General features: G+C 40.6%; 21 protein-coding genes, 2 tRNA genes and 1 pseudogene. 12 read left to right on the forward strand and 12 right to left on the reverse strand.

Translation table 11 applies throughout. The features are described 5' to 3' along the window. Nucleotides 1-66 precede the first annotated feature (66 nt). Both DPV92_RS00340 and DPV92_RS10015 read left to right on the forward strand, forming a co-directional pair. Nucleotides 67-1,098 carry a TrmH family RNA methyltransferase gene (locus tag DPV92_RS00340; protein ID WP_111353082.1) on the forward strand — a complete coding sequence of 344 codons (1,032 nt, stop codon included), beginning with the start codon at nucleotides 67-69 and terminating at the stop codon, nucleotides 1,096-1,098. A gap of 392 nt (nucleotides 1,099-1,490) precedes the next feature. After that, a pseudogene (locus tag DPV92_RS10015) lies at nucleotides 1,491-1,679 on the forward strand (hypothetical protein); the annotation flags it as partial. Nucleotides 1,680-2,001: 322 nt separating this feature from the next. Here DPV92_RS10015 and DPV92_RS00345 read toward each other — a convergent pair. From DPV92_RS00345 to mfd, 3 genes are all read right to left on the reverse strand, one after another. Further along, a tRNA-Gly gene (locus DPV92_RS00345) sits at nucleotides 2,002-2,077 on the reverse strand. Nucleotides 2,078-2,096: 19 nt separating this feature from the next. Beyond that, nucleotides 2,097-2,183 (reverse strand) — tRNA-Leu (locus DPV92_RS00350). Between the two features lie 167 nt (nucleotides 2,184-2,350). Further along, complete coding sequence (gene mfd, locus DPV92_RS00355; RefSeq protein ID WP_111353083.1) at nucleotides 2,351-5,809, reverse strand: transcription-repair coupling factor; 3,459 nt, start codon at nucleotides 5,807-5,809, stop codon at nucleotides 2,351-2,353. Nucleotides 5,810-6,389: 580 nt separating this feature from the next. Between mfd and DPV92_RS00360 the strand changes: the two genes are divergently transcribed. The 3 genes from DPV92_RS00360 to DPV92_RS00370 all read left to right on the forward strand — a co-directional run bounded on the left by DPV92_RS00360 (nucleotide 6,390) and on the right by DPV92_RS00370 (nucleotide 10,140). After that, the gene (locus DPV92_RS00360) at nucleotides 6,390-7,316 is read left to right on the forward strand and encodes an ABC transporter permease (protein ID WP_111353084.1); all 927 of its coding nucleotides are present in this window, start codon (nucleotides 6,390-6,392) and stop codon (nucleotides 7,314-7,316) included. Between the two features lie 8 nt (nucleotides 7,317-7,324). Further along, nucleotides 7,325-8,122 carry an ABC transporter ATP-binding protein gene (locus DPV92_RS00365; RefSeq protein ID WP_111353085.1) on the forward strand — a complete coding sequence of 266 codons (798 nt, stop codon included), beginning with the start codon at nucleotides 7,325-7,327 and terminating at the stop codon, nucleotides 8,120-8,122. 86 nt (nucleotides 8,123-8,208) lie between these two features. Continuing rightward, nucleotides 8,209-10,140, forward strand: a complete 1,932-nt coding sequence (locus tag DPV92_RS00370) for an ATP-dependent DNA helicase (RefSeq protein ID WP_111353087.1) — start codon at nucleotides 8,209-8,211, stop codon at nucleotides 10,138-10,140. 61 nt (nucleotides 10,141-10,201) lie between these two features. Here the strand turns inward: DPV92_RS00370 and DPV92_RS00375 are convergent, their stop codons facing one another. Then, entirely contained in the window at nucleotides 10,202-10,783 is a 582-nt protein-coding gene (locus tag DPV92_RS00375; protein ID WP_111353088.1) for a thymidine kinase, read from the reverse strand. A gap of 64 nt (nucleotides 10,784-10,847) precedes the next feature. Then, on the reverse strand, nucleotides 10,848-11,066 hold the full coding sequence (zapB, locus tag DPV92_RS00380; protein ID WP_111353090.1) for a cell division protein ZapB: 219 nt from the start codon (nucleotides 11,064-11,066) through the stop codon (nucleotides 10,848-10,850). Nucleotides 11,067-11,259: 193 nt separating this feature from the next. Between zapB and glpX the strand changes: the two genes are divergently transcribed. Further along, nucleotides 11,260-12,255 (forward strand): class II fructose-bisphosphatase, encoded by a 996-nt coding sequence (gene glpX, locus DPV92_RS00385; RefSeq protein WP_111353091.1) that lies wholly within the window; start codon nucleotides 11,260-11,262, stop codon nucleotides 12,253-12,255. Nucleotides 12,256-12,306: 51 nt separating this feature from the next. Here the strand turns inward: glpX and DPV92_RS00390 are convergent, their stop codons facing one another. From DPV92_RS00390 to mazG, 4 genes are all read right to left on the reverse strand, one after another. Further along, a complete protein-coding gene (locus tag DPV92_RS00390; RefSeq protein WP_111353093.1) occupies nucleotides 12,307-14,229 on the reverse strand; it encodes a MacB family efflux pump subunit in 1,923 nt (640 codons plus the stop codon). Between the two features lie 109 nt (nucleotides 14,230-14,338). Then, nucleotides 14,339-15,748 (reverse strand): envelope stress sensor histidine kinase CpxA, encoded by a 1,410-nt coding sequence (cpxA, locus tag DPV92_RS00395; protein WP_111353094.1) that lies wholly within the window; start codon nucleotides 15,746-15,748, stop codon nucleotides 14,339-14,341. Nucleotides 15,749-15,798: 50 nt separating this feature from the next. Then, a complete protein-coding gene (locus DPV92_RS00400) occupies nucleotides 15,799-16,536 on the reverse strand; it encodes a response regulator (protein ID WP_111353096.1) in 738 nt (245 codons plus the stop codon). Between the two features lie 78 nt (nucleotides 16,537-16,614). Then, nucleotides 16,615-17,421, reverse strand: a complete 807-nt coding sequence (mazG, locus tag DPV92_RS00405; RefSeq protein WP_111353097.1) for a nucleoside triphosphate pyrophosphohydrolase — start codon at nucleotides 17,419-17,421, stop codon at nucleotides 16,615-16,617. A gap of 177 nt (nucleotides 17,422-17,598) precedes the next feature. On the opposite strand from mazG, the gene accD reads away from it, so the two are divergent. Both accD and folC read left to right on the forward strand, forming a co-directional pair. Further along, nucleotides 17,599-18,489: an acetyl-CoA carboxylase, carboxyltransferase subunit beta gene (accD, locus tag DPV92_RS00410; RefSeq protein WP_005710015.1), complete on the forward strand. Its 891-nt coding sequence runs from the start codon at nucleotides 17,599-17,601 to the stop codon at nucleotides 18,487-18,489. A 58-nt stretch (nucleotides 18,490-18,547) separates the two neighbouring features. Beyond that, a complete protein-coding gene (gene folC / locus DPV92_RS00415; RefSeq protein WP_111353098.1) occupies nucleotides 18,548-19,840 on the forward strand; it encodes a bifunctional tetrahydrofolate synthase/dihydrofolate synthase in 1,293 nt (430 codons plus the stop codon). Nucleotides 19,841-19,902: 62 nt separating this feature from the next. Here folC and purK read toward each other — a convergent pair whose 3' ends face one another. From purK to purE, 3 genes are read right to left on the reverse strand one after another with little or no spacing between them, the layout of a single operon-like run. Then, nucleotides 19,903-21,006: a 5-(carboxyamino)imidazole ribonucleotide synthase gene (purK, locus tag DPV92_RS00420; protein WP_225791940.1), complete on the reverse strand. Its 1,104-nt coding sequence runs from the start codon at nucleotides 21,004-21,006 to the stop codon at nucleotides 19,903-19,905. Nucleotides 21,007-21,027: 21 nt separating this feature from the next. Then, nucleotides 21,028-21,993 (reverse strand): asparaginase, encoded by a 966-nt coding sequence (locus DPV92_RS00425; protein WP_111353100.1) that lies wholly within the window; start codon nucleotides 21,991-21,993, stop codon nucleotides 21,028-21,030. Further along, nucleotides 21,993-22,490: a 5-(carboxyamino)imidazole ribonucleotide mutase gene (purE, locus tag DPV92_RS00430; RefSeq protein ID WP_111353101.1), complete on the reverse strand. Its 498-nt coding sequence runs from the start codon at nucleotides 22,488-22,490 to the stop codon at nucleotides 21,993-21,995. The genes DPV92_RS00425 and purE overlap by 1 nt, the downstream gene beginning before the upstream one ends. A 201-nt stretch (nucleotides 22,491-22,691) precedes the next feature. Between purE and DPV92_RS00435 the strand changes: the two genes are divergently transcribed. From DPV92_RS00435 to DPV92_RS00450, 4 genes are all read left to right on the forward strand, one after another. Next, complete coding sequence (locus DPV92_RS00435; protein ID WP_005705513.1) at nucleotides 22,692-23,336, forward strand: glutathione S-transferase N-terminal domain-containing protein; 645 nt, start codon at nucleotides 22,692-22,694, stop codon at nucleotides 23,334-23,336. Next, nucleotides 23,336-23,752 carry a ClpXP protease specificity-enhancing factor gene (locus DPV92_RS00440; RefSeq protein ID WP_111353103.1) on the forward strand — a complete coding sequence of 139 codons (417 nt, stop codon included), beginning with the start codon at nucleotides 23,336-23,338 and terminating at the stop codon, nucleotides 23,750-23,752. Before DPV92_RS00435 ends, DPV92_RS00440 begins: the two co-directional genes overlap by 1 nt. Before the next feature lie 151 nt (nucleotides 23,753-23,903). Beyond that, nucleotides 23,904-24,713 (forward strand): 4-hydroxy-tetrahydrodipicolinate reductase, encoded by an 810-nt coding sequence (dapB, locus tag DPV92_RS00445; RefSeq protein ID WP_111353105.1) that lies wholly within the window; start codon nucleotides 23,904-23,906, stop codon nucleotides 24,711-24,713. Between the two features lie 176 nt (nucleotides 24,714-24,889). Next, entirely contained in the window at nucleotides 24,890-26,026 is a 1,137-nt protein-coding gene (locus DPV92_RS00450; protein ID WP_111353106.1) for a methionine biosynthesis PLP-dependent protein, read from the forward strand. The last annotated feature ends 104 nt before the right edge of the window (nucleotides 26,027-26,130 follow it).

Raw genomic sequence — 26,130 nt, forward strand, 5'->3', positions numbered from 1 at the left:
TATCGGTGTATTGGGGTTAACTTTGCTATAATTTGGAAACTTTTATCCCTTATATGGAAACCGATTATGAAACCTGTATTTAACGAACACACACCAAAATTCAAAACGGCAGAAGAAAAAAGTTTTAAACGCAATGAACGCTCAAATGATCGCTCGAACGAGCGTCCAACCAATGCCAGAACGCCCAAAGGCAAACTGTCGCTTTCTCGTCAAAATCAACGTATTACGCCAGAAAATATCTACCCAAGCGAAGCACGCAAAGCGAACGGACAAGGGCAAGTTAAAATCAATATAAAACAATCCGCGTCTTTGCAAAAAGAGAAAAAAACGGGACCACTTTCACCGCGTGCACCAGAAAAAATCAAGAAAAACCGTGCAGAAGAGATGAAAATTTACGGTGAAAATAGCTGTTTAGCCCTGTTCGCACAACGCCCAAGCTTAATTGTTCGCCTTTGGGCAACAGTGGAAGGTGCAAAAAAATTAGGCGATATGTTGAGTTATCTTGCTGAACACAAAAAAGCTTATCACATTGTTTCTCGCGAAGAGATGGAAAAAGTAACAGGCTCAGAGCATCACGGCGATGTTTGCTTGCTTGTGAAGAAAAACCGCATTTACAGCCTGGAAGGCTACTTGCAATTAGAACACATTCAAGATTGCCTTGTGTTATTAGATGGCGTAAATAATGCTCAAAATATCGGTGGCATCGTCCGCACCTGTGCTTTCTACGGTGTAAAAGGCATTATCAGCGAAAATGGCGAATGCTTAAACTCAAGCGCTGCCGCACGTGTTGCCGAAGGTGGTTTGGAGTTTGTCCATACGCTGGAAACTAAAAACAAACAGATCGCCCTGCAACAATTACGCCAAGCAGGCTACCAAGTTCTGCACCTCACCCGTCAAAAACAAGCCCCATCCCTTTCAAAAGTGAAATTAGCGAAAAAAGTGGTGTTTGTATTAAGCGAGGTGGTTTCTAACCATATTGAATACAGTGAAGATACTACTGTACAACTTTCTGTGAATAACCCACTTGTAAGTGGTCTGAATGTGGCGGTAAATGCGGGGGTGTTGTTGAATCAGTGGTATGTGAGTCAAGTGTTATAATAAATTAGCTAAAAACTGAAAGAAAATAACCGCTTGAGTGCTATCTCAAGCGGAAATAGGACAGGAGTGATGATAAAAAACATTTACCTATCGTTGTGCCACAGCACACGAAGTTAATTAAAGCGGTAAGCACCAATATCTCTCTTTTGAATAAATTCTTAGCAGTCAAAACAGAGTGGACTCATCAGCAATATTGTGAATGGTGGGATAGTTTGTCTAAAATTTGGCAAAAAGAGTTATCGGAGTATTTAGATAATAAACATCCATAAGAATTTACACTTGAAGAGATTAAAGAGAAATTAGATTCTATAAAATATCTTTATCTTTAGAATCAAGGCAAGAGTGTAAAGATTATTACTAACTTATTGCCATTAAAATAGGAAAATCTTAGTCTTTGGAGAAATCAAATTAGTGATATTTCTGCATTATTAGGTTTAACTCAACTGATAAACCTTGAGCTTAGTAATAACCCGATTTCCCCACAAGATATTAATTGGTTAAAAGAAAAATTATCTAATACAGACATTATTTTTAATTATGCAAGTAGAAGAACTGAACTAAGCAACGCCCTCTATTTATAAGTTGCTTGGTTTACAAATTGTGAATTATTTGATGTGTTGCTGGATAAAGCCAAACAAGGCGTGCAAGTGCAGTTGATGTTATCGAATGATGTGATTAAAAAAAGCGGAAGATAATCACGAATATATTACTATTATTAAAGACGATGATGTTTTATGTGATCAATTTATTACCCAATTTGAGCAAATTCACAATCAATATTACAGCACGCAAGAAGTGCAAGATTTCCCAGTGGATAAAATTATTAAACGCTTGGAAATTCTGAAAAATTATGTAGTGTTGGAAGATGAAGAAGACGTAACGTTTATTTTCTATTGTAAGAAATGGAGCGGGAAACGAGGCTCGAACTCGCGACCCCGACCTTGGCAAGGTCGTGCTCTACCAACTGAGCTATTCCCGCATAATTTGGTGATTTTAAATGGTGCCCGAGGCCAGACTTGAACTGGCACGCCCCGAAAGGCGAGGGATTTTAAATCCCTTGCGTCTACCGATTCCGCCACTCGGGCAACGTTTAAATTATCAGTGTTGCGAACTGATGGGGCGTATTATAGAGATTTCCATTTTGCTGTCAAATAGATTTCTTTTGATTTTTTTAGAAAACACTTCAAGCGGTTTGTTTTTAGACATATCTTGCAAATTTTCGCCAAAAATATACCGCTTGAAGCATGCTTTCTTATTTTGCCAATGTTTCTACAAGCTCAGTAACGAACTGCAATCGTGCTTCATTGCTTTCTAATGGCTTAGTAAATTTAAATTTCAATGGTTCATCAAACTTATAAGCCGTTTTATCTTGCTGGATCAGTTGCAAGAATTTCATTGGGTCAGGCGTGGCGGTTGCTTTAAATTCTAAGAAACCACCGTTGATGCCTGCTTCAATTTTCTTCAAGCCTAATGTTTTAGCTAAATGGCGAATTTGGGTGATCTGGAATAGATTTTTTGTCGCTTCTGGTAATAACCCGAAACGGTCGGTAAGCTCGACTTTCAACTCTTTCAATGCCTCTACATTTTCCGCACTCGCAATGCGTTTATAGAACGATAATCGCATATTAACATCTGGCACGTAATCCTCTGGTAAGAGTGCAGGAATACGTAACTCAATTTCTGTTTGGTTTTGCGTAATCTCATCTAAACTTGGCTCACGTCCTTCTTGCAAGGCTTTTACTGCATTTTCGAGCAAGTCCATATAAAGGGAGAAACCGATAGATTCGATCTGCCCACTCTGTTCGCTCCCTAGTAATTCGCCCGCACCTCGGATTTCCAAATCGTGCGTAGCCAATACAAAGCCAGCACCTAAGTTATCAATTGAGCTCAAGGCTTCCAAACGTTGCTGCGCATCTTTGGTCATCATTTTCGGGTGTGGCGTGAGCAAATAGGCGTAAGCCTGTTGATGAGAACGCCCTACACGTCCACGCAATTGGTGCAATTGTGCCAAGCCAAATTTATCTGCCCGTTCAATAATGATGGTGTTTGCGGTTGGCACATCGATCCCTGTTTCAATAATGGTCGAGCAGACCAAAATATTAAAACGCTGATGATAAAAATCACTCATCACCCGTTCGAGTTCACGTTCACGCATCTGCCCGTGCCCGATGATAATACGTGCTTCTGGCACAAGTTCTGCCAATTTTGAAGCACAATTTTCAATCGTTGCTACATCATTATGTAGGTAATAAACTTGCCCGCCACGTAGAATTTCGCGCAGAATTGCCTCACGAATAATCAAATCATCGCTTTGTCGCACAAAGGTTTTAATCGTTAAACGGCGAGCTGGTGGGCTGGCTATAATCGACAAATCTCGCATACCATTTAACGCCATATTAAGCGTTCTTGGAATTGGCGTTGCGGTAAGTGTCAGAATATCTATATTGGCACGCAACTGTTTGATTTTCTCTTTCTGACGCACACCAAAACGGTGCTCTTCATCAATTACCAGCAAGCCTAAATCGTGGAACTGCACATCTTCTTGTAACAATTTATGTGTTCCAACCAAAACATCAATTTTGCCTTCAGATACTTTCTGCAAAATTTCTTTTTGCTCTTTTGCGGTTTTGAAACGTGAAAGTACCTCAATATTGATCGGATAATTCGCGAAACGATCTTTAAAATTATCGAAATGTTGCTGAGCGAGCAGGGTGGTTGGCACTAAAATGGCGACTTGTTTATGGTTCATCACTGCAAGGAAAGTAGCACGAATTGCCACTTCAGTTTTACCAAAGCCAACATCACCACACACAAGACGATCCATCGCTTTCGGCTGGCACATATCGCTGATTACTGCATTGATGGCCAACCTCTGATCTTCGGTTTCCTCAAACGGGAAAGTTTGGCTAAATCGCAAATATTCCTCGCGGTTATATTCAAAGGCAACGCCTTTTTGCGACTCACGTTTGGCGTAAACATCTAACAATTCTGCTGCCACATCACGGATTTTCTCTGCCGCTTTTTGGCGAGATTTCGCCCAAGCTTCTGAGCCTAATTTATGCAATGGTGCCGTTTCATCTGCCCCACCAATGTAGCGAGAAATCAGGTGCAATGAGGCAACGGGTACGTAAAGTTTCGCTTCGTTAGCATATTCCAGCACCACATATTCAGCTTTTACTCCGCCAGCATCCAGCACGGTTAAGCCTGCATAACGCCCTACGCCATTTTCTAAATGCACCACTGCCTGTCCGATTTTCAGCTCGGCAAGGTTGCGAATCAGCGTATCAGGGTTTACTGTTTTGCGTTTATCGGCTGATTTTGGTTGATGCACTCGTTCGCCCAATAAATCCGTTTCGCAAATGATTGCCAGATTTTCACCGCTTGTTTCTTCTGCATTTTCAATCACAAAACCTTGATCAAGTGCTGAAATCAGCAATGAAATCGGCTCTTTGAGCTCATTAAGCGTTTTAATTTGTTTGGGTTTGAGCTTAAGTGGTGCGAGCAAATCAAGCAATGTTTCACGTCTGCCTTCAGTTTCCACTGAAAAAATAATGTTACCGTTAAATTTTTCACGGAACTGCTCAAAATTCGCAAATGGATTTTTTAAATGCGGATTGATTGTCAAATCAGGTAATTTTGCCACATTTAGATTGCTTTTCGCTGCACTTTTACGCACTTTTTCGGACGTGAGCGTTAAGCGTGGATACCCTTTCAACAAGCGGTTGATTTCTTCCAATGAAAACCAAAGTTTGTTTGGTTCAAGTAACGGACGCATCGGATCAATGCGATTTTCAAAGCGATTTTGTGCATCTTGACGGAATTGTTCCGCTTTTTCTTGCAAGCCATCAAAGGTGATAAACAGCGAATTTTTCGGCAAATAGTCAAACAGGCTTGCCATTTCTTCAAAAAAGAGCGGTTGCCAATACTCAATGCCCGCATTCAAAATGCCTTTGCTGACTTGATGATAAATATGCTCTGGCTCGTGGCGAATATTGGCAAAGGTTTCGCGGAATTTGCCACGAAAAAACTCAATCCCTTTGCTATCAGTTGGAAATTCGTGTGCAGGCAAAAGATTGATTTCAGGAATTTCGCTAATTGTGCGTTGCCTGTCTACATCAAAAGTGCGGATGGAGTCAATCTCATCATCGAAAAAATCCAAACGAAACGGCTGAGTCGTCCCCATCGGGTAAAGATCGAGCAACGAACCACGCACTGCATATTCCCCGTGTTCTAACACTTGCTCTACTGAACGATAACCTGCATTACCAAGCTGTAAACGCAGTTGCTGAATGCTGGTTTGGTCGCCTTTTTTAATCAATAATACGTGATTTGCCAAATAGTTTGGTGGGCAAACTTTCTGCAAAAGCGTGCTAATCGGCAGTAAATAAATCTGCTTTTTGCCTTGTTGCAACTGGTAAAGAGCAGAAAGTCGAGCAGAGATAATCTCTTGATGCGGCGAAAAATTATCGTAAGGTAGTGTTTCCCAGTCAGGGAACATTGCTACAGGTAGCTTGGTAAACGCTGTTAATGCTTTTTCAAGGCGAAGTGCGGTGCGAGTGTCTGGCGTAACTACCACCGTCACGCCTTGAAATTGCTCAGAAGATTGTGCAATAACGAGCGTGTCAGAATGCCCGATAATATTGCCAAGCGTTTGGAAATCTTGATGTGTTGTGTCGGTTTTAGGTAATGAGAATTGGAGGTCTGTGTGCATAGATGTAATTTATTTAAATGAGAGAATGCTTGTAGTTAATTATCTTTGAATTTCGATTATAGGTCTACAAGATTAGTTTTTGGTTAGTGTTTATTTTAAAAACTATTTAATTGATTCTTATCAATAGGATGGCTTTAAAATTTATTATATAAACTTATTAACTCATTCACGGTATTGGAATTTTCAGTGTAGGACATTCAACATCTACTTAAGAAAATAAAACTTATGAAAAATCAACACTCTGGCTTTACCAGATACTCCTTTTCAGCAATAATCATTGCTCTATTTTCTACATTAACATTTTCTCAAACAGCGTTTGCAAATCCGCTTTCAGAGAGCAATTTAATGCATGAAAAGCTGAAGAACTTAAAAGCCAGCTTGATCAAGCCTAAAATCGTATGCAACACCGTATTGATCGTATGAACAAACGTGCTGAAGCAGGTGCAGCGTCTGCGATTGCACAAGGATCGATTCCTCAAGCATCTAAACCAGGTGCAAGCGGTTAAATTTGCGAGAAAAATTGCAAATTCCTATGAAATCCCCTAAAATCATCGTACTAGTTTAATAGTATGGTTTTGCAATGGATATTCTCATTCACTTTATTCAACCGTTTTTAAGCAATATCTCTTGGATTGGCGCATTAGAGCTTGGTTTGATCTATGCGTTGGTTGCGCTTGGCGTGTTGATTTCTTATAAAATTTTAGACTTTCCTGATTTAACCGCAGATGGTTCTTTCCCTTTAGGTGGAGCGGTTTGCGTAGTTTGTATTTTACAAGGTGTGAATCCTTGGCTTGCAACACTTCTAGGTACATTCGCAGGGGCATTAGCGGGTGTGATTACAGCAAGTCTTTATATTGGCTTTAAAATCGAAAAATTGCTTTCCAGTATTTTGATGATGATCGCTCTTTATTCCATTAACCTACGCATTATGGGAATGCCGAATCTTGCCTTACTTGGCGAATCAACCATTTATGATGTGATGCCAATTGAAGATGATGTGAAATTGGCGTTAGTTCGTTTATTGATGGCATTTTTTGTGGTAGTCATTGCTAAAATTTTATTCGACCTTTTCTTTTCGACCCAAATTGGCTTAGCTGTGCGTGCTACGGGAACCAATACTCGGATGGCAAAAGCACAAGGGATTAACATCAATAAAATGACCATTTTAGGAATGGCAATTTCTAACGGCTTGATTGCTTTAGCTGGAGCATTGTATGTACAAAGCAATGGTGGAGTGGATATTTCCATCGGCGTGGGCACAATTGTAATTGGCTTGGCGGCGGTTATTATCGGCGAAGCATTATTCTCAGCAAAACGTATTATCTGGCTAACCACTGCTGTAGTCATTGGCTCGGTATTGTATCGTGGTTTTATCGCATTAGCGTTGAACAATGAGGCATTAAATTCTATTGGTTTCGGACCGCAAGATCTGAATTTAATTACAGCGGTTTTGGTCGTTTTTGTGTTAGTATTACCAAAATTAAAACAACGCTTTTTGGCAAAATGAGGTTAATGATGATCGAGTTAAAAAATGTATTCATTACCTTTAACAAAGGCACAGCCATTGAAAATCCAGTTTTGAAAGGACTTTCATTAGTAGTCGAGCAAGGCGAGTTTGTTTCTGTGATTGGCAGTAACGGGGCAGGAAAGTCCACGATGCTGAATGCGATTAGTGGCGATTGTGAAGTGGATAGTGGTGAGATTCTCATTCAAGAAAAAAACGTCAATCAAGCAAGTAGCTGGCAACGAGCATCTCAAGTGGCTCGTGTTTTCCAAGACCCAATGGCGGGCACGTGCGAAGATTTAACCATTGAAGAGAATATGGCACTTGCCTATCTGCGCGGGCAAAAACGTGGCTTTTCATTTGCCATTAAACGCCAGCAACGTGACATTTTCCGTGAAAAATTGGCTCTGTTAGGTTTAGGCTTAGAAAACCGCTTAACCGACCGAATGGGGCGTTTATCGGGCGGTCAGCGTCAAGCCGTGAGCCTATTGATGGCTTCGCTTCAACCTTCAAGCATTCTCTTGCTGGACGAACACACCGCAGCACTCGACCCCAAAACAACCGATTTTGTGATGCAATTGACCGACAAAATTGTACGTGAACAGAAATTGACAACCTTGATGGTAACTCATTCGATGAAACAAGCTCTGGAATATGGCGACCGTACGGTAATGTTACACCAAGGACAAGTTGCGTTTGATGTGTCTGGCGAAAAGCGTAAACAAATGGATGTGCCCGATCTATTGCAACTTTTTCAACAAAACCGCCATGAACAATTAGCGGATGATGGATTGCTGTTGGGTGTTTAATTTATTGATTAAGAAATTGTAGCAACTGTGTTGCTCTTAGCGTAGGGGCGTGTCGAACACGCCCTTTTATGATCTAGATAAATATGATGAAATATACAGACAAAATTGACCACGCATTCAGCAAAGATGGCTGGTTAAGCACCAATATTCAAGGCTTTCGTCCGCGAGCAGCCCAACTTGAAATGGCACAAGCGGTCGGTAGAGCAGTAAAATTTGCAAGCCCTGTAGTAGTAGAAGCTGGCACAGGCACAGGGAAAACTTTTGCCTATTTAGTGCCTGCCTTGCTTTGGGGCAAGAAAACGATTGTTTCTACAGGCTCAAAAAACTTACAAGATCAGCTGTTTAATCGCGATTTGCCAACCATTCAAAAAGCTTTGAAATATAAAGGCAAGGTCGCCTTACTGAAAGGGCGTGCGAATTACCTCTGTTTAGAACGTTTAGATCAGCTGATTGCGATGGGCGTGGCAGGCGATCGTTCGGTGCTTAATGATCTTTCTAAAGTGCGGAAATGGCATCAATCGACTAAAACGGGCGATTTAAGTGAATGCACAACCATTGCTGAAGATAGCCCTATTTTACCGCAGCTGGTTAGTACAACTGAAAGCTGTTTAGGTTCAGATTGCCCCAATTACAAAGATTGCCACGTGGTGCAAGCCCGTAAAAAAGCTATGGATGCAGATATTGTGGTTGTCAATCATCATCTTTTCTGTGCAGATATGGCAGTGAAAGAAACAGGGTTTGGTGAGCTGATTCCTGAAGCTGAGTTAGTGATTTTTGACGAAGCTCATCAGCTGCCCGATATTGCCAGCCAATATTTTGGACAATCACTCACCTCTCGTTTGTTTTTCGACCTTTGCAAAGATTGTAACATCGTTTATCGCTCGGAGCTGAAAGATTTAGCCCAGCTTGGCAAAGCAGCCGATCATTTGCAGAAAACAGTGCAAGATTTCCGTCTCTTAATGGGAACAGATGGTCAAGTTCGAGGTAATTTACGCGAGCTATTTGCTGATCAAAAAGTAGTAAATGGCTTAAGCAAAATTAGCGAAAACATCGACTTTTTAATTGAAGTGATCAAAAAATCGCTTGGGCGTTCAGAAACGTTGGATAAAATTTTTGAGCGATTAGCGGAAGTGAAAGTACTTCTGAAAAAATTTGGTGACACCACAGTAACAGGCTATTGTTACTGGTATGAAGCCAATGGGCGTTCATTCGGCTTACATATTACACCATTAACGGTAGCAGATAAATTTAGTGAACAGATGAAAATGTTGAAATCGGGTTGGGTTTTTACTTCTGCAACGCTTGAAGTTGGTGGGAGTTTTGACCATTTTTGCTATCGTTTGGGCATTGCAAATGCGGAGCAGCTTGTGTTGCAGAGTCCGTTTGATTATGAACAACAATCGCTACTTTGCGTACCACGTTATTTGCCTGATAGCAATAAATCGCACACGCTGACAACGCTTGGTGAAATGCTTAAGCCTGTGATTGAAGCCAACAAAGGGCGCTGTTTCTTGCTTTGCACCTCTTATTATATGATGCGAGGGTTTGCCGATTATTTGCGTGAACATACTAATCTCAATATACTGCTCCAAGGCGAAACCAGCAAAGCAAAACTACTCGAAAAATTCGTGAATGAAGAGCATTCTGTGCTAGTGGCTACTCAAAGTTTCTGGGAAGGCATTGATGTGCGAGGCGATGATTTGTCTTTGGTAATCATCGATAAACTGCCGTTTACCTCGCCTGATGAACCGTTATTTAAAGCTAGAATGGAAGATTGCCGCTTGCAAGGTGGTGATCCCTTTAACGATATTCAAATCCCCGAAGCGGTTATTACCTTAAAGCAAGGAGTAGGTCGATTGATTCGAGATGTCACCGACCGCGGGGTAGTGATCATCTGCGATAACCGCTTGGTAATGCGCAACTATGGTGCAACCTTCCTCAAGAGTTTACCGCCTTCAAAACGGACACGGGATTTAAAGAAAGTGGTAGATTTTCTAAAAGCAGAGAAAAATGCATAGATTGCAAAGTTAGTTTACTATTGAATGCGTGAATATTAGATACTCACGCATTTCTTTTAGGCTATAGCAAACCTAATCTCTCTTTATAATGCTTACGACAAACCGACAAATACGTATCGTTGCCACCGATTTGGATTTGATCGCCATCTTTTACTGCTTCGCCTTTCTCATTCATTCTAATCACAAAATGAGCTTTTCGACCGCAATCGCAGATGGTTTTTAGCTCTTCTAATTCGTCTGCCCAAGCAAGTAGATAATGGCTGCCTTCAAAAAGTTCAGCTTGGAAATCTGTGCGTAAACCATAACAAAGAACGGGGATATTTAATTTATCGACTACATCAGTCAGTTGATAAACTTGTGCTTTAGTGAGGAACTGGGCTTCGTCAATTAGGATACAATGTAACGTTTTTGTTTGATGGGCTTGTTTGATTTCATCAAAAAGCGGTGTGTCTTGGTTAAATAAATTGGCATCTTGCGAAATGCCGATGCGAGAAGTGACTTTGCCAACGCCATAACGATCGTCAATCGCTGCGGTATAAACTAGCGTATTCATTCCGCGTTCTTGGTAGTTATAGGAAGATTGGAGTAGTGTGGTGGATTTCCCCGCATTCATTGAAGAGTAGTAGAAATAAAGTTTTGCCATAAGAATTGGAAATGTAGCATGAAAAAGAAACGGCTAATTGAACATTAGCCGTTGAGATTGAAGATTAAACGTTGTCGATTTGACCTAAAAGAGAGCGTAAACGGTCTTGGAAATTTTGTTGTTCAGCTTTTAATTGCTGGTGTTCTTGTTGTAACGCTTCATTTTCTTTCTTTGCTGTTTCATTTTTCTCTTTTAATTCTTCAATTTCTAATTGAAGTAATTGGATAGTTTCAACAGCTTGTTTAATTTTTGCTTCTAATTCATCAAGAATTGTTAATGACATAAGATTCACCTCTGAAATTAAATGGATAATTTTGAAATAGTATACATCATTAAGATGTTGATTTCATTGAAAAGTTCGCAACTTTTTGGAAATTTGTTTGTTTGAGTAAAATTTCCTAAATTTTTATAACGAAATCGTTTGCGAATTGGTAGAATAGCGGTCGATTTTAGCGTTTAACTTGAGGAAAATTAAAATGAAACGTTCTACTGCTTTTGAATTCTCTCGTGTGACTGAAGCGGCAGCATTGGCTGCATTTAACTGGATTGGGCGTGGTAATAAAAATGCAGCGGACGATGCGGCAGTAAAAGCAATGCGTGCGTTGTTAAACAAAATGGAAATTCGCGGTGAGATTGTTATAGGCGAAGGCGAAATTGATGAGGCTCCGATGCTTTATATTGGCGAAAAAGTAGGGCGTTCTGAACCACAAGATGAAGACGTTGCCATTGCAGTCGATCCAATTGATGGCACACGAATGACGGCAATGGGGCAGGCAGGGGCGATTGCAGTTCTTGCTGCAGGCGGAAAAAACACTTTCTTACGTGCACCTGATATGTATATGGAGAAATTAGTGGTAGACAGCGAAGCAAAGGGAATGATTGACCTAAATCTACCGCTTGAACAAAATATTCGCCGTGTAGCGTCGAAAAAAGGCAAATTGCTTTCACAAATGACAGTCGCTATTTTAGCTAAACCTCGCCACGATGAAATTATCAAAAAAGTGCAAGAGTTGGGTGTGCGTGTGATTGCTATTCCTGATGGTGATGTGGCTGCATCAGTGCAATGCTGCTTGCCTGATAGTGAAATTGATCTAGTTTACGGCATTGGTGGCGCACCAGAAGGTGTGGTAACAGGGGCTGCGGTTCAAGCGTTGGGGGGCGATATTCAAGGCAGACTCATTCCTCGTAATCAAGTGAAAGGTAACACGCCAGAGAATATGCTTGCTGCTGAAAAAGAGATTGCACGCTGTGCGGAAATGCAAGTGCCTGTCAATCAAGTGCTAAAAATGGAAGAGATAGTAAAAGATGATAATGTGCTATTTGCCGCCACGGGCATTACCACAGGGGATTTACTCAAAGGCGTTCACCGCAAAGGGAGTATGCTGTTTACCGAAACGTTGTTAATTCGCGGTCGCTCTCATACTATACGCCGTGTAGAATCCTTGCACGATGTTTCGCGTATGGATGATTAGTTCTCTTTTCATTTGCAAAAAAGCGGTCAAATTTGACCGCTTTTTTACAGGTTATTCTTGAGCCAGAGCTGTAATTGGATTTAACTTCGAGGCATTTTGGGCGGGCATATAACCGAACATCACACCAATTAAGGTGGAGCAGAACACAGCAAGCACAACGGATTCAGGCGAGAGTACCATTTTGAAATCGCTGCCAAGAGTGTTAAATGTAGTGATAATTGCAATGGCAAAAAGAATACCAATCACGCCACCAAGTAGGCAGATCAAAATTGCTTCAATTAAGAATTGTTGCAAAATATTGCTCTGTTTCGCACCAATCGCCATTCGCACGCCAATCTCTTTCGTGCGTTCGGTTACTGAAACTAACATTATATTCATCACGCCAATGCCTCCCACAACAAGTGAAATCAATGCAATTGAAGAAATCAGTAGCGTCATTGTGTTAGTGGTGCTGGTAATGGTTTGCTTGATGGTATCCGAGTTCATAATAAAGAAATCTTTCTTGCCGTGTTTGGCTGTCAGCAACTCAGTAATGCTTTTCTCAGCCGTCTGGCTTTCCACATTATCTTTAATTTTGACGGTAAGCGAATCAATAGACTTCTCGCCAGAAATACGTTGCATAAGCGTTGTGTAAGGCGTCCAAAGTTTTAGGCTACTTTGGTTCATATTGTTAGACTCTTCCGCTAAGCCGATAATGCGAAGCGGTTTTTTACCCACCAAAATAATTTTGCCTTCAACAGGGGAAGTGAAGCCAAGATCTTTCTGGGTGTTGGCATCAATTACTACTACTTGAGCCGCTTCGTTCACTTCTTCTTCACTGAAAAAACGCCCTGAGCGCATTTTAATGCCTCGCACGGCGGCATATTGTTCGCCTACGCCATTTACTGAGCCTGTTACATTCGTATTGCCATAAATCAATGTTGTGCTAAGTGAACTAGAAGGAGTCGTGCTGTCAACAAAATTCTGTTTGCCTAGCATCACCGCATCGCTAATTGTAAGGTTTTTGGTCAGATTAGCCCGTCGGTCACCAAAGCCCGTACCGTTCATTATGGTCATTGTATTGGTGCCGAGATTGTTGATGTTGGATAAAATCTGCTCTTGTGATCCTCGTCCTAATGCCACAACGGAAATCACAGAAGTAATGCCAATCACAATTCCCAACATCGTTAATAGGGCTCGTAATTTATGGGCAAAAATAGCACTAATTGCCATTTTGAATGATTCGGCAAGTTGATCTAAAAAGCGAGGTTTTTTATGCAGTGGTAGCATTCGTTGTGGCTCTACGGCATGAGGTTGTTGGCGTTTATCACGAATGATTTGTCCATCTTTGATTTCAATCACACGGCTTGCGGTCGCAGCAATTTTCGGATCGTGGGTCACCATAATGATGGTATGCCCCTCTTTATGCAGATCTTGCAAAATGTCTAACACAGTTTGACCGCTATGTGAGTCCAGCGCCCCCGTAGGTTCATCGGCAAGAATAATTTCTCCACCATTCATCAACGCTCGTGCGATACTAACCCGCTGTTGTTGCCCGCCTGAAAGTTGGTTCGGTCGATTTTCAGTTTTATCTGCAAGCCCAAGTTTATCTAACAGCTGGTTGGCTCGTGCTTTACGAGCAGAACTCTCCATTCCTGCATAAATCGCTGGCAGAGCAACGTTTTCATTTGCATTTAACGCACTTAAAAGATTGTAGCGTTGGAAGATAAAGCCAAATTTACGTTGGCGGAGATCTGAAAGTTCATCTGCGGTCATCTGCTGGGTTTCTTTGCCCGCAATACGGCAAATGCCAGAACTTGCTGTATCAAGGCAGCCGATAATATTCATTAGTGTTGATTTGCCCGAACCAGAAGCCCCGATAATCGCCACAAAATCGCCTTGCTGAATGTTGACATTGATATCTTTTAAGATGTGGGCATGGTTTTCGCCTTCGCCAAAGTATTTATTAAGCTGTTCAATTTCTATTACGTTCATAAGTATTTGTAAAAATTTAGGAAAAATTAACCGCTTGTAAATGGTTCACAAGCGGTCAAAAAAAGGAAAAATTTACTCATTCGACTGGCGCAAAAGCAAGAAGTTCAGCTTATTCAAACCAAAGAGGTAAGCGAATTTCAACTCGTAATCCACCTAATTTACTGCGATTTGCTTTCAATTTTCCTTGATGTTGGGTAACTGCATTATCTACAATTGCAAGTCCTAAACCTGTTCCACCTGTTTCTCTTGCTCTATCTTCATTAATGCGATAGAAGGGACGGAAAATGTTTTGTAACTCGCTATCTGGTACACCAATACCATCGTCCTCTATTGAAATTTTGAGGGCTCTTCGACGATCTTTTTGTTCTAATGATATTTGAACCTTAACGGTCGTTTTTGCATACTTTTGTGCATTTCGTATAAGATTTTCTAATGCACTAGCTAATAATCCAGTATTTCCATTTAATTGGTAATGCTCTTTGGTATTAAGATTATTTTCAACCATTAGGGTTAGCCCGTGTTGTGCCGCTTCGAATTTAGCATCGGTTAAAACTTCTCTCCAAATGGTTTCAACAGGAAAAACAGAACGAGAAGTGTGTTGATCAAGTTGTAAACGAGACAGCGACAGTAAATCTAATACCATGTTATTCATTTTTTGAATTTCATTCTCAATACGCTCTGTTTCTTTGGTTTCCCCATTTTTCTTTTTCAAAATAGCAGTTGCAAGCTGTAAGCGCGCAAGCGGGGTTTTGAGCTCGTGTGAAATATCGGACAGCAAGCGTTGTTGATGGTTATTAGAATTTTGCAAAGAGTGAATCATATAATTCAGACTTCGCCCTACAGATCTAAATTCTTTAATGCCTTGAGTTTCAATTTTAGGATTTACAACCATTGAACCGCGTGCAACAGCATTGGCGGTGGCTCGCAATGCTTTTAATGGACGGGTAATTTTCCAAGAAAGAAGAAAAATAGTGGGTAAAACTAATGATAACAGAATCAATACAATTTTAATGGGGTTATCGTAAAGTTGGTTTAGCCACTCTTTTTGTGCTTGCACAGGATAAGTAAAGTAGCCTTTATATTCTCTTGTTTGCGTTTTTAAAAAAAATGGTCCGTTAATTCTCAGATCATCAAAGCTACGGGCCATTGGCTTACTTTCATCTTCGGTTTGATATAAAAAGGAAAGTAATGGACGAACATTGGATTTTTCCATACCACTTACAATATTAGTGTTTTTATCTACTAAAACCAGATTTAGCCCACTAGGTGTATGGACAGTGAGATCTTTATTAAATATTTCATCAAAGTTATAACGGTTTTCTAATTTCTTAATTTCTTTATTGAGATATTCGATATCGTGATGTTTAAGTGGCACAATTCTTCGGTCATCTAAATTTGAAAAGAGGAAAGTTGCCACAAGAATTAAGATAAATACCGTACTAAAGTAGAAGAAGAGCTGGAAGAAAAGATAGCTTTTAGCTAGAGAAAGAAATGATGTAATTTTTTTAGGTATAAACATTGCATTCAATCAAAAAATAGAACCCTCGCATTGAGCGAGGGGAGGGTAGATTATTCGGTTACTAGTAAGTAACCACGGCCACGTAAAGTTTTAAACCAAGGTAAGTTGTCATTACGTTCAGGTAATTTTTTACGCAAATTTGAAACGTGCATATCAATAGCTCGATCATAAGGTGTTAATTGTTTACCTAAAATTTCAAGGCTTAATATCTCACGTGAAAGAATTTGCCCAGGATTGCGCACCAAAATTTGTAATAGTGCAAACTCAGTGCCTGTAAGCTCTAAATCTTTACCTTCGTAAGAGGCTTGTTGACGGCCAGTATGTAAATCAATCCCTCCGAAGGAGAGTGTCTTGCCATCAGTTTCACCTGTGCCAATGTTAAGCTGAACAGGTGTTTCGAGAGTCTGAGTTGCTGATGAAGTAGATTGCGCTGTCCGGCGCAAAATAGCCTTAATACGAGCTACTAATTCACGATCATTAAATGGCTTTGGAAGGTAATCGTCTGCACCTAATTCTAAACCGAGCACGCGGTCAATATCATTATCACGAGCACTCAACATTAATACGGGTATATCAGAGGTTTTACGTAACTGTTTAAGGGTTTCAGTTCCATTTAACATAGGCATCATTATGTCTAATAACATCAAATCAAATGAGCGAGTTTCTAAAAGAGAAAGGGCTTCCTTGCCATTATGGACAACAGTCACATTGAATCCTTCAAGTGAAAGTAGTTCGGCTAAGAGTTCCGTCAGTTCTAAGTCATCATCGACGAGCAAAATTTCTGGCATAACATTACCTTTATCTGTTTTTATTGTTTATCCATTTAATTTGGCATGTAATTTACAACTTTTGCCTAAATTGTCAAATTATTCGCGAGATTTTATCTCGTTCCAAAAAGCATCTAATTCATTTAATGAATAATCGGTCATTGCTTTTTGTTCTGCCTTAACTAATTGTTCTACACCACGAAAACGGCGTTCAAATTTAGCATTGGCTTTGCGTAAACAGCTCTCGGCATCAATATTATAATGGCGGCAAAGGTTAGTGCTAACGAATAATAAATCGCCAAGCTCTTCTTCTAATTTTTCGGTTTGAACTGGCGATTGCACCATCTCATTCCAAACTTCTTGTAACTCTTCTTCAACTTTATTAAAAACTGATTGTGGATTATCCCAGTCAAAACCCACTTTGGCACAACGTTTCTGCAATTTATATGCTCGTGTAAGCGCTGGCAGGGCGAAAGGCAGATCATCTAAAATCGAATCGTGAGCTTGATGTTTTTCATCATTTGCTTTTTGTTCTTCCCAGGTTTTCAATGCTTCTTCGCTGTTCGCTGCTTTTTTATCGCCAAAAACGTGAGGATGGCGATAAATTAGCTTGTTATGAATATCAGTCAGTACATCATTAAAATCAAAATTGCCTTCTTCTTTAGCAAGTTGGCTGAGAAAAACAACTTGAAGGAGCAAATCACCTAATTCTTCACGTAAAGCGGTGCGATCTTGCGTATGAATTGCTTCTGCCACCTCATAGGTTTCTTCTAATAAATGCGGAAGCATGGTGTCGAAATTTTGAGCGAGATCCCAAGGGCAGCCACCATCAGGATTACGAAGCTGAGCAACGATATCTAAAAACTGGCCCATTGTTGGATGAGTGGTTGTTGATTGATTATTCATAGTTTATAAGCGGTTATAACTTAAAAAAGTTTTGCAATAGTAAAAGTATAAAACAAAATTGGTCGGATGGGTAATCTTTCATCTCTGGAAATAAAGTCTCGCTCTTTCAAAAAGGCTTGATTTATGCTTTAATAAAGCGATTTTTTTATTTTAAACATAACAATAGAAGGTTTAAAAATGAGCTGGTTAGATAGAATTTTGGGGCGTGACGCTTCTTCAAATGCAGGGAAATCAAAAGTGCCAGAAGGCGTTTGGACAAAATGTACAAGCTGTGATCAGGTGCTGTATAGCGAAGAATTAAAACGCAATATGCAAGTTTGCCCAAAATGCGATCATCATATGCGTATTAACGCTCGTACGCGTTTATTGAATTTATTAGACGAAGGTTCTGCACAAGAAATGGTAGCAGAGCTTGAACCGCAAGATGTATTGAAGTTTAAAGATCTGAAAAAATATAAAGATCGTTTATCCGCGGCACAAAAAGAAACAGGCGAAAAAGATTCGTTTATCGTATTAGCAGGCACATTACACGGAATGCCTGTGGTAACGGCTTCTTTCAACTTTGAGTTTATGGGGGGCTCAATGGGCTCTGTGGTGGGGGCAAAATTTGTTCGTGCGGCAGAGAAAGCATTGGCAGAGCGTATTCCATTTATCTGTTTCTCTGCATCAGGCGGTGCTCGTATGCAAGAGGCGTTGTTCTCGTTAATGCAAATGGCAAAAACCAGTGCGATTTTAGCTAAAATGAAAGAGCAGGGTGTGCCGTTTATTTCTGTATTAACCGACCCAACTTTGGGGGGGGTTTCTGCAAGTTTAGCGATGTTGGGCGATTTAAATATTGCTGAGCCAAAAGCGTTAATTGGCTTTGCAGGCCCGCGCGTAATTGAACAAACTGTGCGCGAAAAATTGCCTGAAGGCTTCCAACGTGCAGAATTTTTACTTGAGCACGGAGCGATTGATATGATCGTACATCGTAAAGAGATGCGTGATACGCTTGCTCGAATTTGTGCAAAATTGACTCATCAACCGACACCGTTTAAAACAGCGGAATTGATTGTAGAAGAAGCATAATTCAGTTTTACATAAAATCCCTGTTTTTACAGGGATTTTTCTTTATGGAAGAAATAAAATGAATTCAAAAACACTAAGCCGTGCAGATAATCTACAAACTTGGTTAGATTATTTAGAACACGGGCATTTTAAAGCGATTGATATGGGCTTGGAGCGTATTAAATCGGTCGCTTCAAATTTAGACTTACTTAATCCAGCCCCTTATGTGATTACTGTGGCAGGTACGAACGGTAAAGGCTCGACTTGCCGTTTCTTGGAAGTCGCTTTGATGAAACTTGGCTTGAAAGTAGGCGTATATTCCTCTCCGCATCTTATCCGTTACAACGAACGCGTGCGAATTAATGGGCGATTGTTAGACGACCAAGCTCATATTGATAGCTTTGCAGAAATTGATCAGAAAAAGACCGCTTCTTTGACCTATTTTGAATTTAGCACACTCTCAGCGTTGAAGCTATTTAAAGAAGCCAATTTAGATGTGGTGATTTTAGAAGTGGGCTTAGGCGGTCGATTAGATGCAACAAACATTGTTGATCCAAATCTTGCTGTCATTACTTCCATTGATATCGATCACGTTGCCTTTTTAGGCGATAACCGCGAGGATATTGGGCGAGAAAAAGCGGGTATTTTCCGTGCGAATATTCCTGTGATTATTGGGGAGCCTGATTGCCCACAATCAATCTTAGCGATTGCACAAGAACTAAATTCTCAAAAATTCCAACGCAATGTCGATTGGCAATATGAAGTGAAAGATGGAGCGTTTTATTGGCAATCGCAAACGCAACAATTTAATACGCTGCCGATGCCGTTAATCCCTATTCCGAATGCGGGTACAGCAATCGCCACTTTATTGAAAACGCCATTTAATGTGAGTGAACAAGTTATTCGTGAAACCTTGCAAGAAGCTCAAATGACAGGGCGTTTCCAACAATTACAAGCCGCAGATTTTGCTCACTTTTCGGGACATAAACCAAAAGCGCAAGTGATTATTGATGTGGGGCATAATCCTCACGCTGCTCGCTATCTTGCTGAACGCTTGCAAGCGGTCAAAAAAGCAAAAATCTTTGCGATTTTCAGCTGTTTGGAAGACAAAGAGCTCTCGGGCATTGTTCAGCCATTAGCAGGAATTATTGATGAGTGGCATTGCGTAGGCTTAGATTGCTGGCGAGGGCAGAGCGGTCAAGCTGTTTACGATAAATTGGTAAATTGTTTGCCAAATGCGACCGCTTGTGTATATGAGAACGTGGATGCAATTGCTCCAATGTTATTTGAACAAGCTGAAAGGAAAGATATTATTTTGGTCTTTGGTTCGTTCCATACAGTAGCGGATTTTGTGCTTTATTTAGAAAAATAAAAATATTATAAAAAATAAGGGCGGTAAAATTTAGAAAGAATAATAAACCGCCCTTATTTAGATTATTTAAGTTTCCCAATCACCCAATCCAACCCAGAATGAAAATCTTCTGTCAGATTTGGGCGGAGTTGTTTGAGTAATTTAATCAACTCTGTTTTATCTGGATGGGTAAGGTTAATATGCCCCACTTTGCGACCCGCTCGGACTTCTTTTCCATACCAATGCAATTGTGAGAACGGTAAATCTAGCCATTGGTTATTATGTTTAATGCCAATAAGATTAACCATCACGCTTGGTGCGGCAGTTTTGAGTTCTGGCGTTGGAAGATCTAATAATGCTCGTAAATGCAATTCGAATTGACTGATTGAACAGCCTAATTGTGTCCAATGTCCACTATTATGAACGCGTGGGGCGAGTTCGTTAATCAGTAGCTTATCGCCTACCACAAAACATTCCATTGCCATTACGCCGACATATTCTAGTTTTTGCATAATGCTACTGAGCATTTGTTCGGCTTGTTGTTGGAAAATCGCTTGTTTTGGTAACGTGATATCTGAGACGCTGTAACGCAAAATGCCATTTTGTTGTAGGTTATGAGTAACAGGGTAGAAGCGAGTTGAGCCATCTCTAAATCTAGCCCCTACAATTGAGATTTCACCATCGAATGGAATAAACTTCTCGGCAATCACTTCGCCAAACAACTCTGGAGTGATTTGTTCAATATTTTCTTTGGTGACAATCCATTGCCCACGACCGTCATAGCCACCTGTACGGCGTTTGACCACGACTTTTTCGCCAATGTTTTGGAAAACTTGTTCCCATTGTTCTAGGCTTTCTAGCAATTGCCAAGGTGAAGTAGAAAGATGAAGTTGATCAAGTAATGATTTTTGCGTGAAGCGATCGGCTAGTCGTCCAAACACATTTAGGTTCACGAAGTTTTTGTGATTGCCGAGCAGTTGCGTGAGTGGCGTATCTGTCCAACGTTCAATTTCTGCGGTAATAATGCCGTTTTCTGCCAGTTCAAAGACGGGGGCATCAAAGGAGAGCGGAGTTACATCAATATCTAGCGGAGCACCAGCATAACGCAACATTCTGCCTAATTGCCCGTTGCCAAGCACATAAACAGGAGGGTAGATCGCACTTTGAGTTTGCATCGTTGTTTTCATAATCGTGAACCTAAATCTAAGTTAAAAATAGTGAGAAAGTGGTTTTTCGCGTTGTTGGTTGAGTAAAACTAGCAATTTAATGCGAGCTTTTTGACCGCTTAAACCGGTGGTAAAAATCACGCCTTGTTGCTTGAGTTCTTTACCGCCACCAAGATAGTCGTACACATCTTGTGTCACACCATGGAATGCTCGTGATACGAGCACCACAGGAATATTGGCTTCGAGTAATGCATGCACACCTTTAAGTGAAGTTGGTGGAAGATTGCCTGCACCAAGTGCTTCAATCACCACGCCATCACAGCCATGATGAGCCAGTTGCTCAAGCAAGAAGCTATCCATTCCAGCATAAGCCTTTACGAGTTGAATGTTGTTTTTCGTGATCTCCCGAACAGGGAAGCACTCGTAAGCGGTCAATTTTTGGAAATAGATTACATTGTTTTTGGTAATCAATCCGCAAGGTCCAAAGGTTGGCGTTTGAAATGTTGCCACATTAGTCGTGTGTGTTTTGGTCACAAATTTCGCGTGATGCACTTCGTCATTCATTACCACCAATACGCCCTTGCCTTTCGAATCTTCGCTTAATGCCACCAAAATAGCACTTTGCAAGTTAATTAACCCGTCTGAACCAAGTTCATTGCTTGAACGCATTGCTCCAGTAATGGCGATTGGCACATTGATATTGAGAGCCAAATCGAGGAAATAAGCAGTTTCTTCAAGCGTATCCGTGCCGTGAGTAATCACAATGCCATCGAAATGTTCTTCATTCACCGCTTGCTCAATGCGATCTTTTAATACAAGCCAGTGATCGAGCGTGATATGCGGAGAAGGTACATTAAATACAGACTCTTGATGTAATTCTGCAGGATGGTTAAGACGTTCTAATGCATCCAATAATGGATTACGAGCTGAAGGCGAAACTTTGCCGTTTTCACCTTCTTTCATGGAAATCGTACCGCCTGTGTGTAAAATTAGTAACTTTTTCGCCATTATGCAACTCGCGGATCAGGGTTATTTAATACTTGTTCCGTTTGTTCTTGGCGGAAAGCGTGGAGTTTTTGAGCAAGTTCAGGATTAAATGCTGCTAAAATTTGAGCCGCTAATAAACCTGCATTTGCGGCACCCGCAGGGCCAATCGCTAGCGTGCCAACAGGAATGCCTTTTGGCATTTGGACGATAGAGTATAGGCTATCGACACCGCTAAGCATAGAGCTTTTCACAGGTACGCCAAGTACAGGTACAATGGTTTTCGCTGCAATCATTCCAGGCAGATGCGCCGCACCGCCAGCACCAGCAATAATCACTTTATAGCCATTTTTTTTGGCGTTTTCAGCAAAAGTGAAAAGTTTATCTGGTGTACGATGTGCGGAAACCACTTCAACGTGATAAGGTAACGAAAATTGGTCTAATATTTGGGTTGCTTCACTCATTGTTGCCCAATCACTTTTAGAGCCCATAACGATGGCAATTTCAGCTTTATTAGTCATATATTTTCTCTATTGAATTAAAATTTTGCGTAGGATACCACAAAAAGCAAACGGTTGCTTTGCTTTTTCAAGCGGTGAGATTTTATCGTCCTTTCCCCAAAAAGTACAAAAAATAAAACCTGTGATTTTATCAAGCCGTTATGCTACAATACACTACTATTTTAGCAGATTTAATGAGCTTGAATTATTGGAGAAAGATAAATGACGAGTAGTGCAAATAAACGTTCGGTAACCACCTTATTTTCAGAAAAAAGTGATATTTATAGCCACCAAGTTCGCATCGTGTTAGCAGAAAAAGCTGTGCCTTATGAAATTGAAAATATCACGCCAGATGCTATTTCAGAAGATTTAATGGAAGTAAACCCATACGGTAGCGTGCCGACATTGGTTGATCGCGATTTAGTATTATTCAATTCTCGCATCATTATGGAATATCTTGATGAGCGTTTTCCTCATCCGCCACTTTTACCTGTTTATCCCGTTTTACGTGCGAAATGCCGTTTAACTATGTTCCGTATTGAACAAGATTGGTATTCTTTAATTGATATCGTAAATAAAGATCCCGCTTCAGCCCAAGGTAAAAAAGCATTAGCACAACTTCGTGAAGAGATTTTAGCATTAGCCCCTGTTTTTGATGCGATGCCTTATTTTATGAGTGAAGAGTTTGGCTTAGCAGATTGTTATATTGCACCATTATTATGGCGAATGATTAACTTAGGCGTAGAATTTACTGGCCCAGCGGCAAAACCAGTGAAAAACTATATGAACCGTGTATTTAAGCGCGATAGTTTTATGCAATCTGTTGGCGGTGCAGCACCTAAACATTTAATGGATGATAAAGATTAATGAAACCATTACGCCCTTATATTTATTACGCTTATTACAGCTGGATTTGCGATAACAACAATACCCCTTATTTGTTGGTTAATTGCGATTATCCTGATGTGGATGTACCGATTGAGTTTATCCGCGATGGAAAAATCATCTTAAACATTTCGCCTCGTTCCATTGGTAATTATGTGGTAGATGATGAAGGCATTTCATTTAGTGCGAGATTTCAAGGAGTGATTCGCGATTTGTACGTTCCATTTGGTGCAGCCGAAGCACTTTATGCCCAAGAAACAGGCGACGGTACAATGTTCCAAGAGGAAGAATATTACAGCGAGGAAAGCTATTTGGCTCGCACTGCTGAAAAATCGGAAGAAATTAAACCGAAAAAAATTGTGAAGAAAAAACCAACGCATTTGAAGTTGGTAAAATAATTTTACTTAATTGGATAGCTTTAATAGATCTCTATTAAAGCTATTTTTTATGGCTATATATTCTGCGCCATCTTTTACTTTTAAAAAATTGTAAATTTAGAGTAAAATCAAACCGCTTATAGTTTTTTATAATAGGATAGAGGAAGCAAATATGACATTAAAAATCGGGATCGTGGGTGCTGGCGGTCGAATGGGACGTAACTTAATTCAAGCTGTTCATCAATTTGACGGCGTGGAATTAACGGCAGCATTTGAACGTGCAGGATCATCTTTAATTGGTGCAGATGCTGGCGAGTTGGTCGGCTTAGGCAATTTAGGCGTGGCGATTAAAGCAACTTTAGCCGAAAATCCAAACTTTGATGTATTGATCGATTTTACTCGCCCAGAAGGCACTTTAGAGCATATCGCTTTCTGTGTGGTAAACAACAAAAAAATGGTCATTGGTACGACAGGTTTTGATGATGCGGGCAAGCAAGCCATCAAAGTGGCTTCAGAAAAAATTAGCATTGTGTTTGCCTCAAACTACAGTGTAGGCGTGAACTTGGTGTTTAAATTGTTAGAAAAAGCAGCGAAAGTGATGGGTGATTATTGTGATATTGAAGTAATTGAAGCGCATCACCGCCATAAAGTTGATGCCCCTTCTGGCACGGCGTTATCTATGGGCGAACATATTGCGAGAACGTTAGGGCGTGATTTAAAAACTCACGGCGTATTTGAACGAAACGGTATTATAGGTGAACGTAAACGAGATGAAATCGGCTTTGCCACCATTCGCGGGGGTGATGTGGTGGGTGAGCATTCTGTCTGGTTTGCTGATGAAGGTGAACGTGTGGAAATTGCCCACAAAGCCTCCAGCCGTATGACTTTCGCCAATGGTGCTGTGCGTGCTGCAAAATGGCTTGAAAGCAAACAAACAGGCTTATTTGATATGACAGATGTGTTAGATCTAAATAATTTGTAAGAATTTATTGTAAACGCAATGATGTTGATGTGCTAAAGAAAATCCCCCTCTTTTGTAAAGAGGGATTAGGGGAGGTTTTTACGATATTAAATTTCCCTCTGATCAAATTCACATCGCATCAAATCTCCCACAACCCCTCTTTTTCTAAAGAGGGAGAGCTATATAGGAAATATAAAATGACCAAATTCAACAACATCGAAACCACATTAGTACAACTAGGTAACCGTACTGATCCTCGTACAGGTGCAGTGGCAACTCCGATTATTTTATCGACCGCTTATGGGCGTGATGGCTTGGGCGAATCGACTGGCTTTGACTACACTCGAACCAAAAACCCAACTCGTGCCGTGTTAGAGCAGGGTATTGCTGATTTAGAAGGCGGTGATGCAGGTTTTGCTACTGCTTCAGGCATGGCAGCGATTCAGCTAATTATGTCGCTATTTAAATCACCAGATGAGTGGATTATTTCAAGCGATGTTTACGGCGGCACTTACCGCTTGTTAGATTTCTGCTATAAAAACAATCACACCGTGAAGCCTGTGTATGTGAATACCGCAGATGTGGCGGCGATTGAAGCAGCAATCACACCAAATACTAAAGCAATCTTCATCGAAACCCCATCAAATCCGTTGATGGAAGAGTGTGATGTGGATGCGATCTCAAAAGTGGCGAAAAAACATAATTTGATTTTGATCGTCGATAACACTTTCTTAACACCAGTATTGTTCCGTCCGATTGAACATGGGGCAGATATTGTCATTCATAGTGCGACCAAATACCTTTCAGGGCATAACGATGTATTGGCAGGTTTAATCGTTGCCAAAGATTCTGAATCGACGAAAAACGAAGTAGGTCAAAACTTAAGCGAGCGTTTATACTATATCCAAAATGGTGCAGGTGCGGTGCTTTCACCATTCGATTCTTACCTTGCTGTGCGTGGTTTGAAAACGTTGGCGTTGCGTATGGAACGCCACCAATCTAACGCGACTGAACTAGCAAAATTCTTAGCAGAACAGCCAGAAATTGAGAGTGTGCTCTATTCAGGCAAAAGCGGCATGCTTTCATTCCGCTTACAAAAAGAAGAGTGGGTGCCGAAATTCTTGAAAGCGATTCAGCTGATCACCTTTGCGGAAAGTTTAGGTGGTACGGAAAGTTTCATTACTTACCCTGCAACCCAAACGCATATGGATATTCCTGAACACGAGCGTATCGCCCGCGGGATTACGAACACCTTGTTGCGTTTCTCAGTAGGACTTGAGCATATTGATGATTTAAAAGCAGATCTTCGACAAGCCTTCAATCAATTGAAATAATATGTAAAAGCGTATTTCTTTAAACCTTAAAAAGAAGTACGCTTTTTTTACACAATAAATTAAATTAAAAAGATAAAAATTATTTGCATTTAAATATAGTTGGA

The organism is Pseudohaemophilus paraphrohaemolyticus, assembly GCF_003253115.1.
In the GTDB taxonomy this organism is placed as follows: Bacteria; Pseudomonadota; Gammaproteobacteria; order Enterobacterales; family Pasteurellaceae; genus Haemophilus_A; species Haemophilus_A paraphrohaemolyticus_A.

Excerpts from the sequence above, each read along its gene's own strand:
- dapB (WP_111353105.1), top strand. The coding sequence starts at position 23,904 with ATGACATTAAAAATCGGGATCGTGGGTGCTGGCGGTCGAATGGGACGT.
- mazG (WP_111353097.1), bottom strand. The coding sequence starts at position 17,421 with ATGAATAATCAATCAACAACCACTCATCCAACAATGGGCCAGTTTTTA.
- DPV92_RS00425 (WP_111353100.1), bottom strand. The coding sequence starts at position 21,993 with ATGGCGAAAAAGTTACTAATTTTACACACAGGCGGTACGATTTCCATG.
- mfd (WP_111353083.1), bottom strand. The coding sequence starts at position 5,809 with ATGCACACAGACCTCCAATTCTCATTACCTAAAACCGACACAACACAT.
- DPV92_RS00365 (WP_111353085.1), top strand. The coding sequence starts at position 7,325 with ATGATCGAGTTAAAAAATGTATTCATTACCTTTAACAAAGGCACAGCC.
- purK (WP_225791940.1), bottom strand. The coding sequence starts at position 21,006 with ATGAAAACAACGATGCAAACTCAAAGTGCGATCTACCCTCCTGTTTAT.
- glpX (WP_111353091.1), top strand. The coding sequence starts at position 11,260 with ATGAAACGTTCTACTGCTTTTGAATTCTCTCGTGTGACTGAAGCGGCA.
- DPV92_RS00360 (WP_111353084.1), top strand. The coding sequence starts at position 6,390 with ATGGATATTCTCATTCACTTTATTCAACCGTTTTTAAGCAATATCTCT.
- DPV92_RS00450 (WP_111353106.1), top strand. The coding sequence starts at position 24,890 with ATGACCAAATTCAACAACATCGAAACCACATTAGTACAACTAGGTAAC.
- DPV92_RS00440 (WP_111353103.1), top strand. The coding sequence starts at position 23,336 with ATGAAACCATTACGCCCTTATATTTATTACGCTTATTACAGCTGGATT.
- DPV92_RS00435 (WP_005705513.1), top strand. The coding sequence starts at position 22,692 with ATGACGAGTAGTGCAAATAAACGTTCGGTAACCACCTTATTTTCAGAA.
- accD (WP_005710015.1), top strand. The coding sequence starts at position 17,599 with ATGAGCTGGTTAGATAGAATTTTGGGGCGTGACGCTTCTTCAAATGCA.
- DPV92_RS00375 (WP_111353088.1), bottom strand. The coding sequence starts at position 10,783 with ATGGCAAAACTTTATTTCTACTACTCTTCAATGAATGCGGGGAAATCC.
- DPV92_RS00340 (WP_111353082.1), top strand. The coding sequence starts at position 67 with ATGAAACCTGTATTTAACGAACACACACCAAAATTCAAAACGGCAGAA.
- DPV92_RS00370 (WP_111353087.1), top strand. The coding sequence starts at position 8,209 with ATGAAATATACAGACAAAATTGACCACGCATTCAGCAAAGATGGCTGG.
- cpxA (WP_111353094.1), bottom strand. The coding sequence starts at position 15,748 with ATGTTTATACCTAAAAAAATTACATCATTTCTTTCTCTAGCTAAAAGC.
- purE (WP_111353101.1), bottom strand. The coding sequence starts at position 22,490 with ATGACTAATAAAGCTGAAATTGCCATCGTTATGGGCTCTAAAAGTGAT.
- DPV92_RS00390 (WP_111353093.1), bottom strand. The coding sequence starts at position 14,229 with ATGAACGTAATAGAAATTGAACAGCTTAATAAATACTTTGGCGAAGGC.
- folC (WP_111353098.1), top strand. The coding sequence starts at position 18,548 with ATGAATTCAAAAACACTAAGCCGTGCAGATAATCTACAAACTTGGTTA.
- DPV92_RS00400 (WP_111353096.1), bottom strand. The coding sequence starts at position 16,536 with ATGCCAGAAATTTTGCTCGTCGATGATGACTTAGAACTGACGGAACTC.
- zapB (WP_111353090.1), bottom strand. The coding sequence starts at position 11,066 with ATGTCATTAACAATTCTTGATGAATTAGAAGCAAAAATTAAACAAGCT.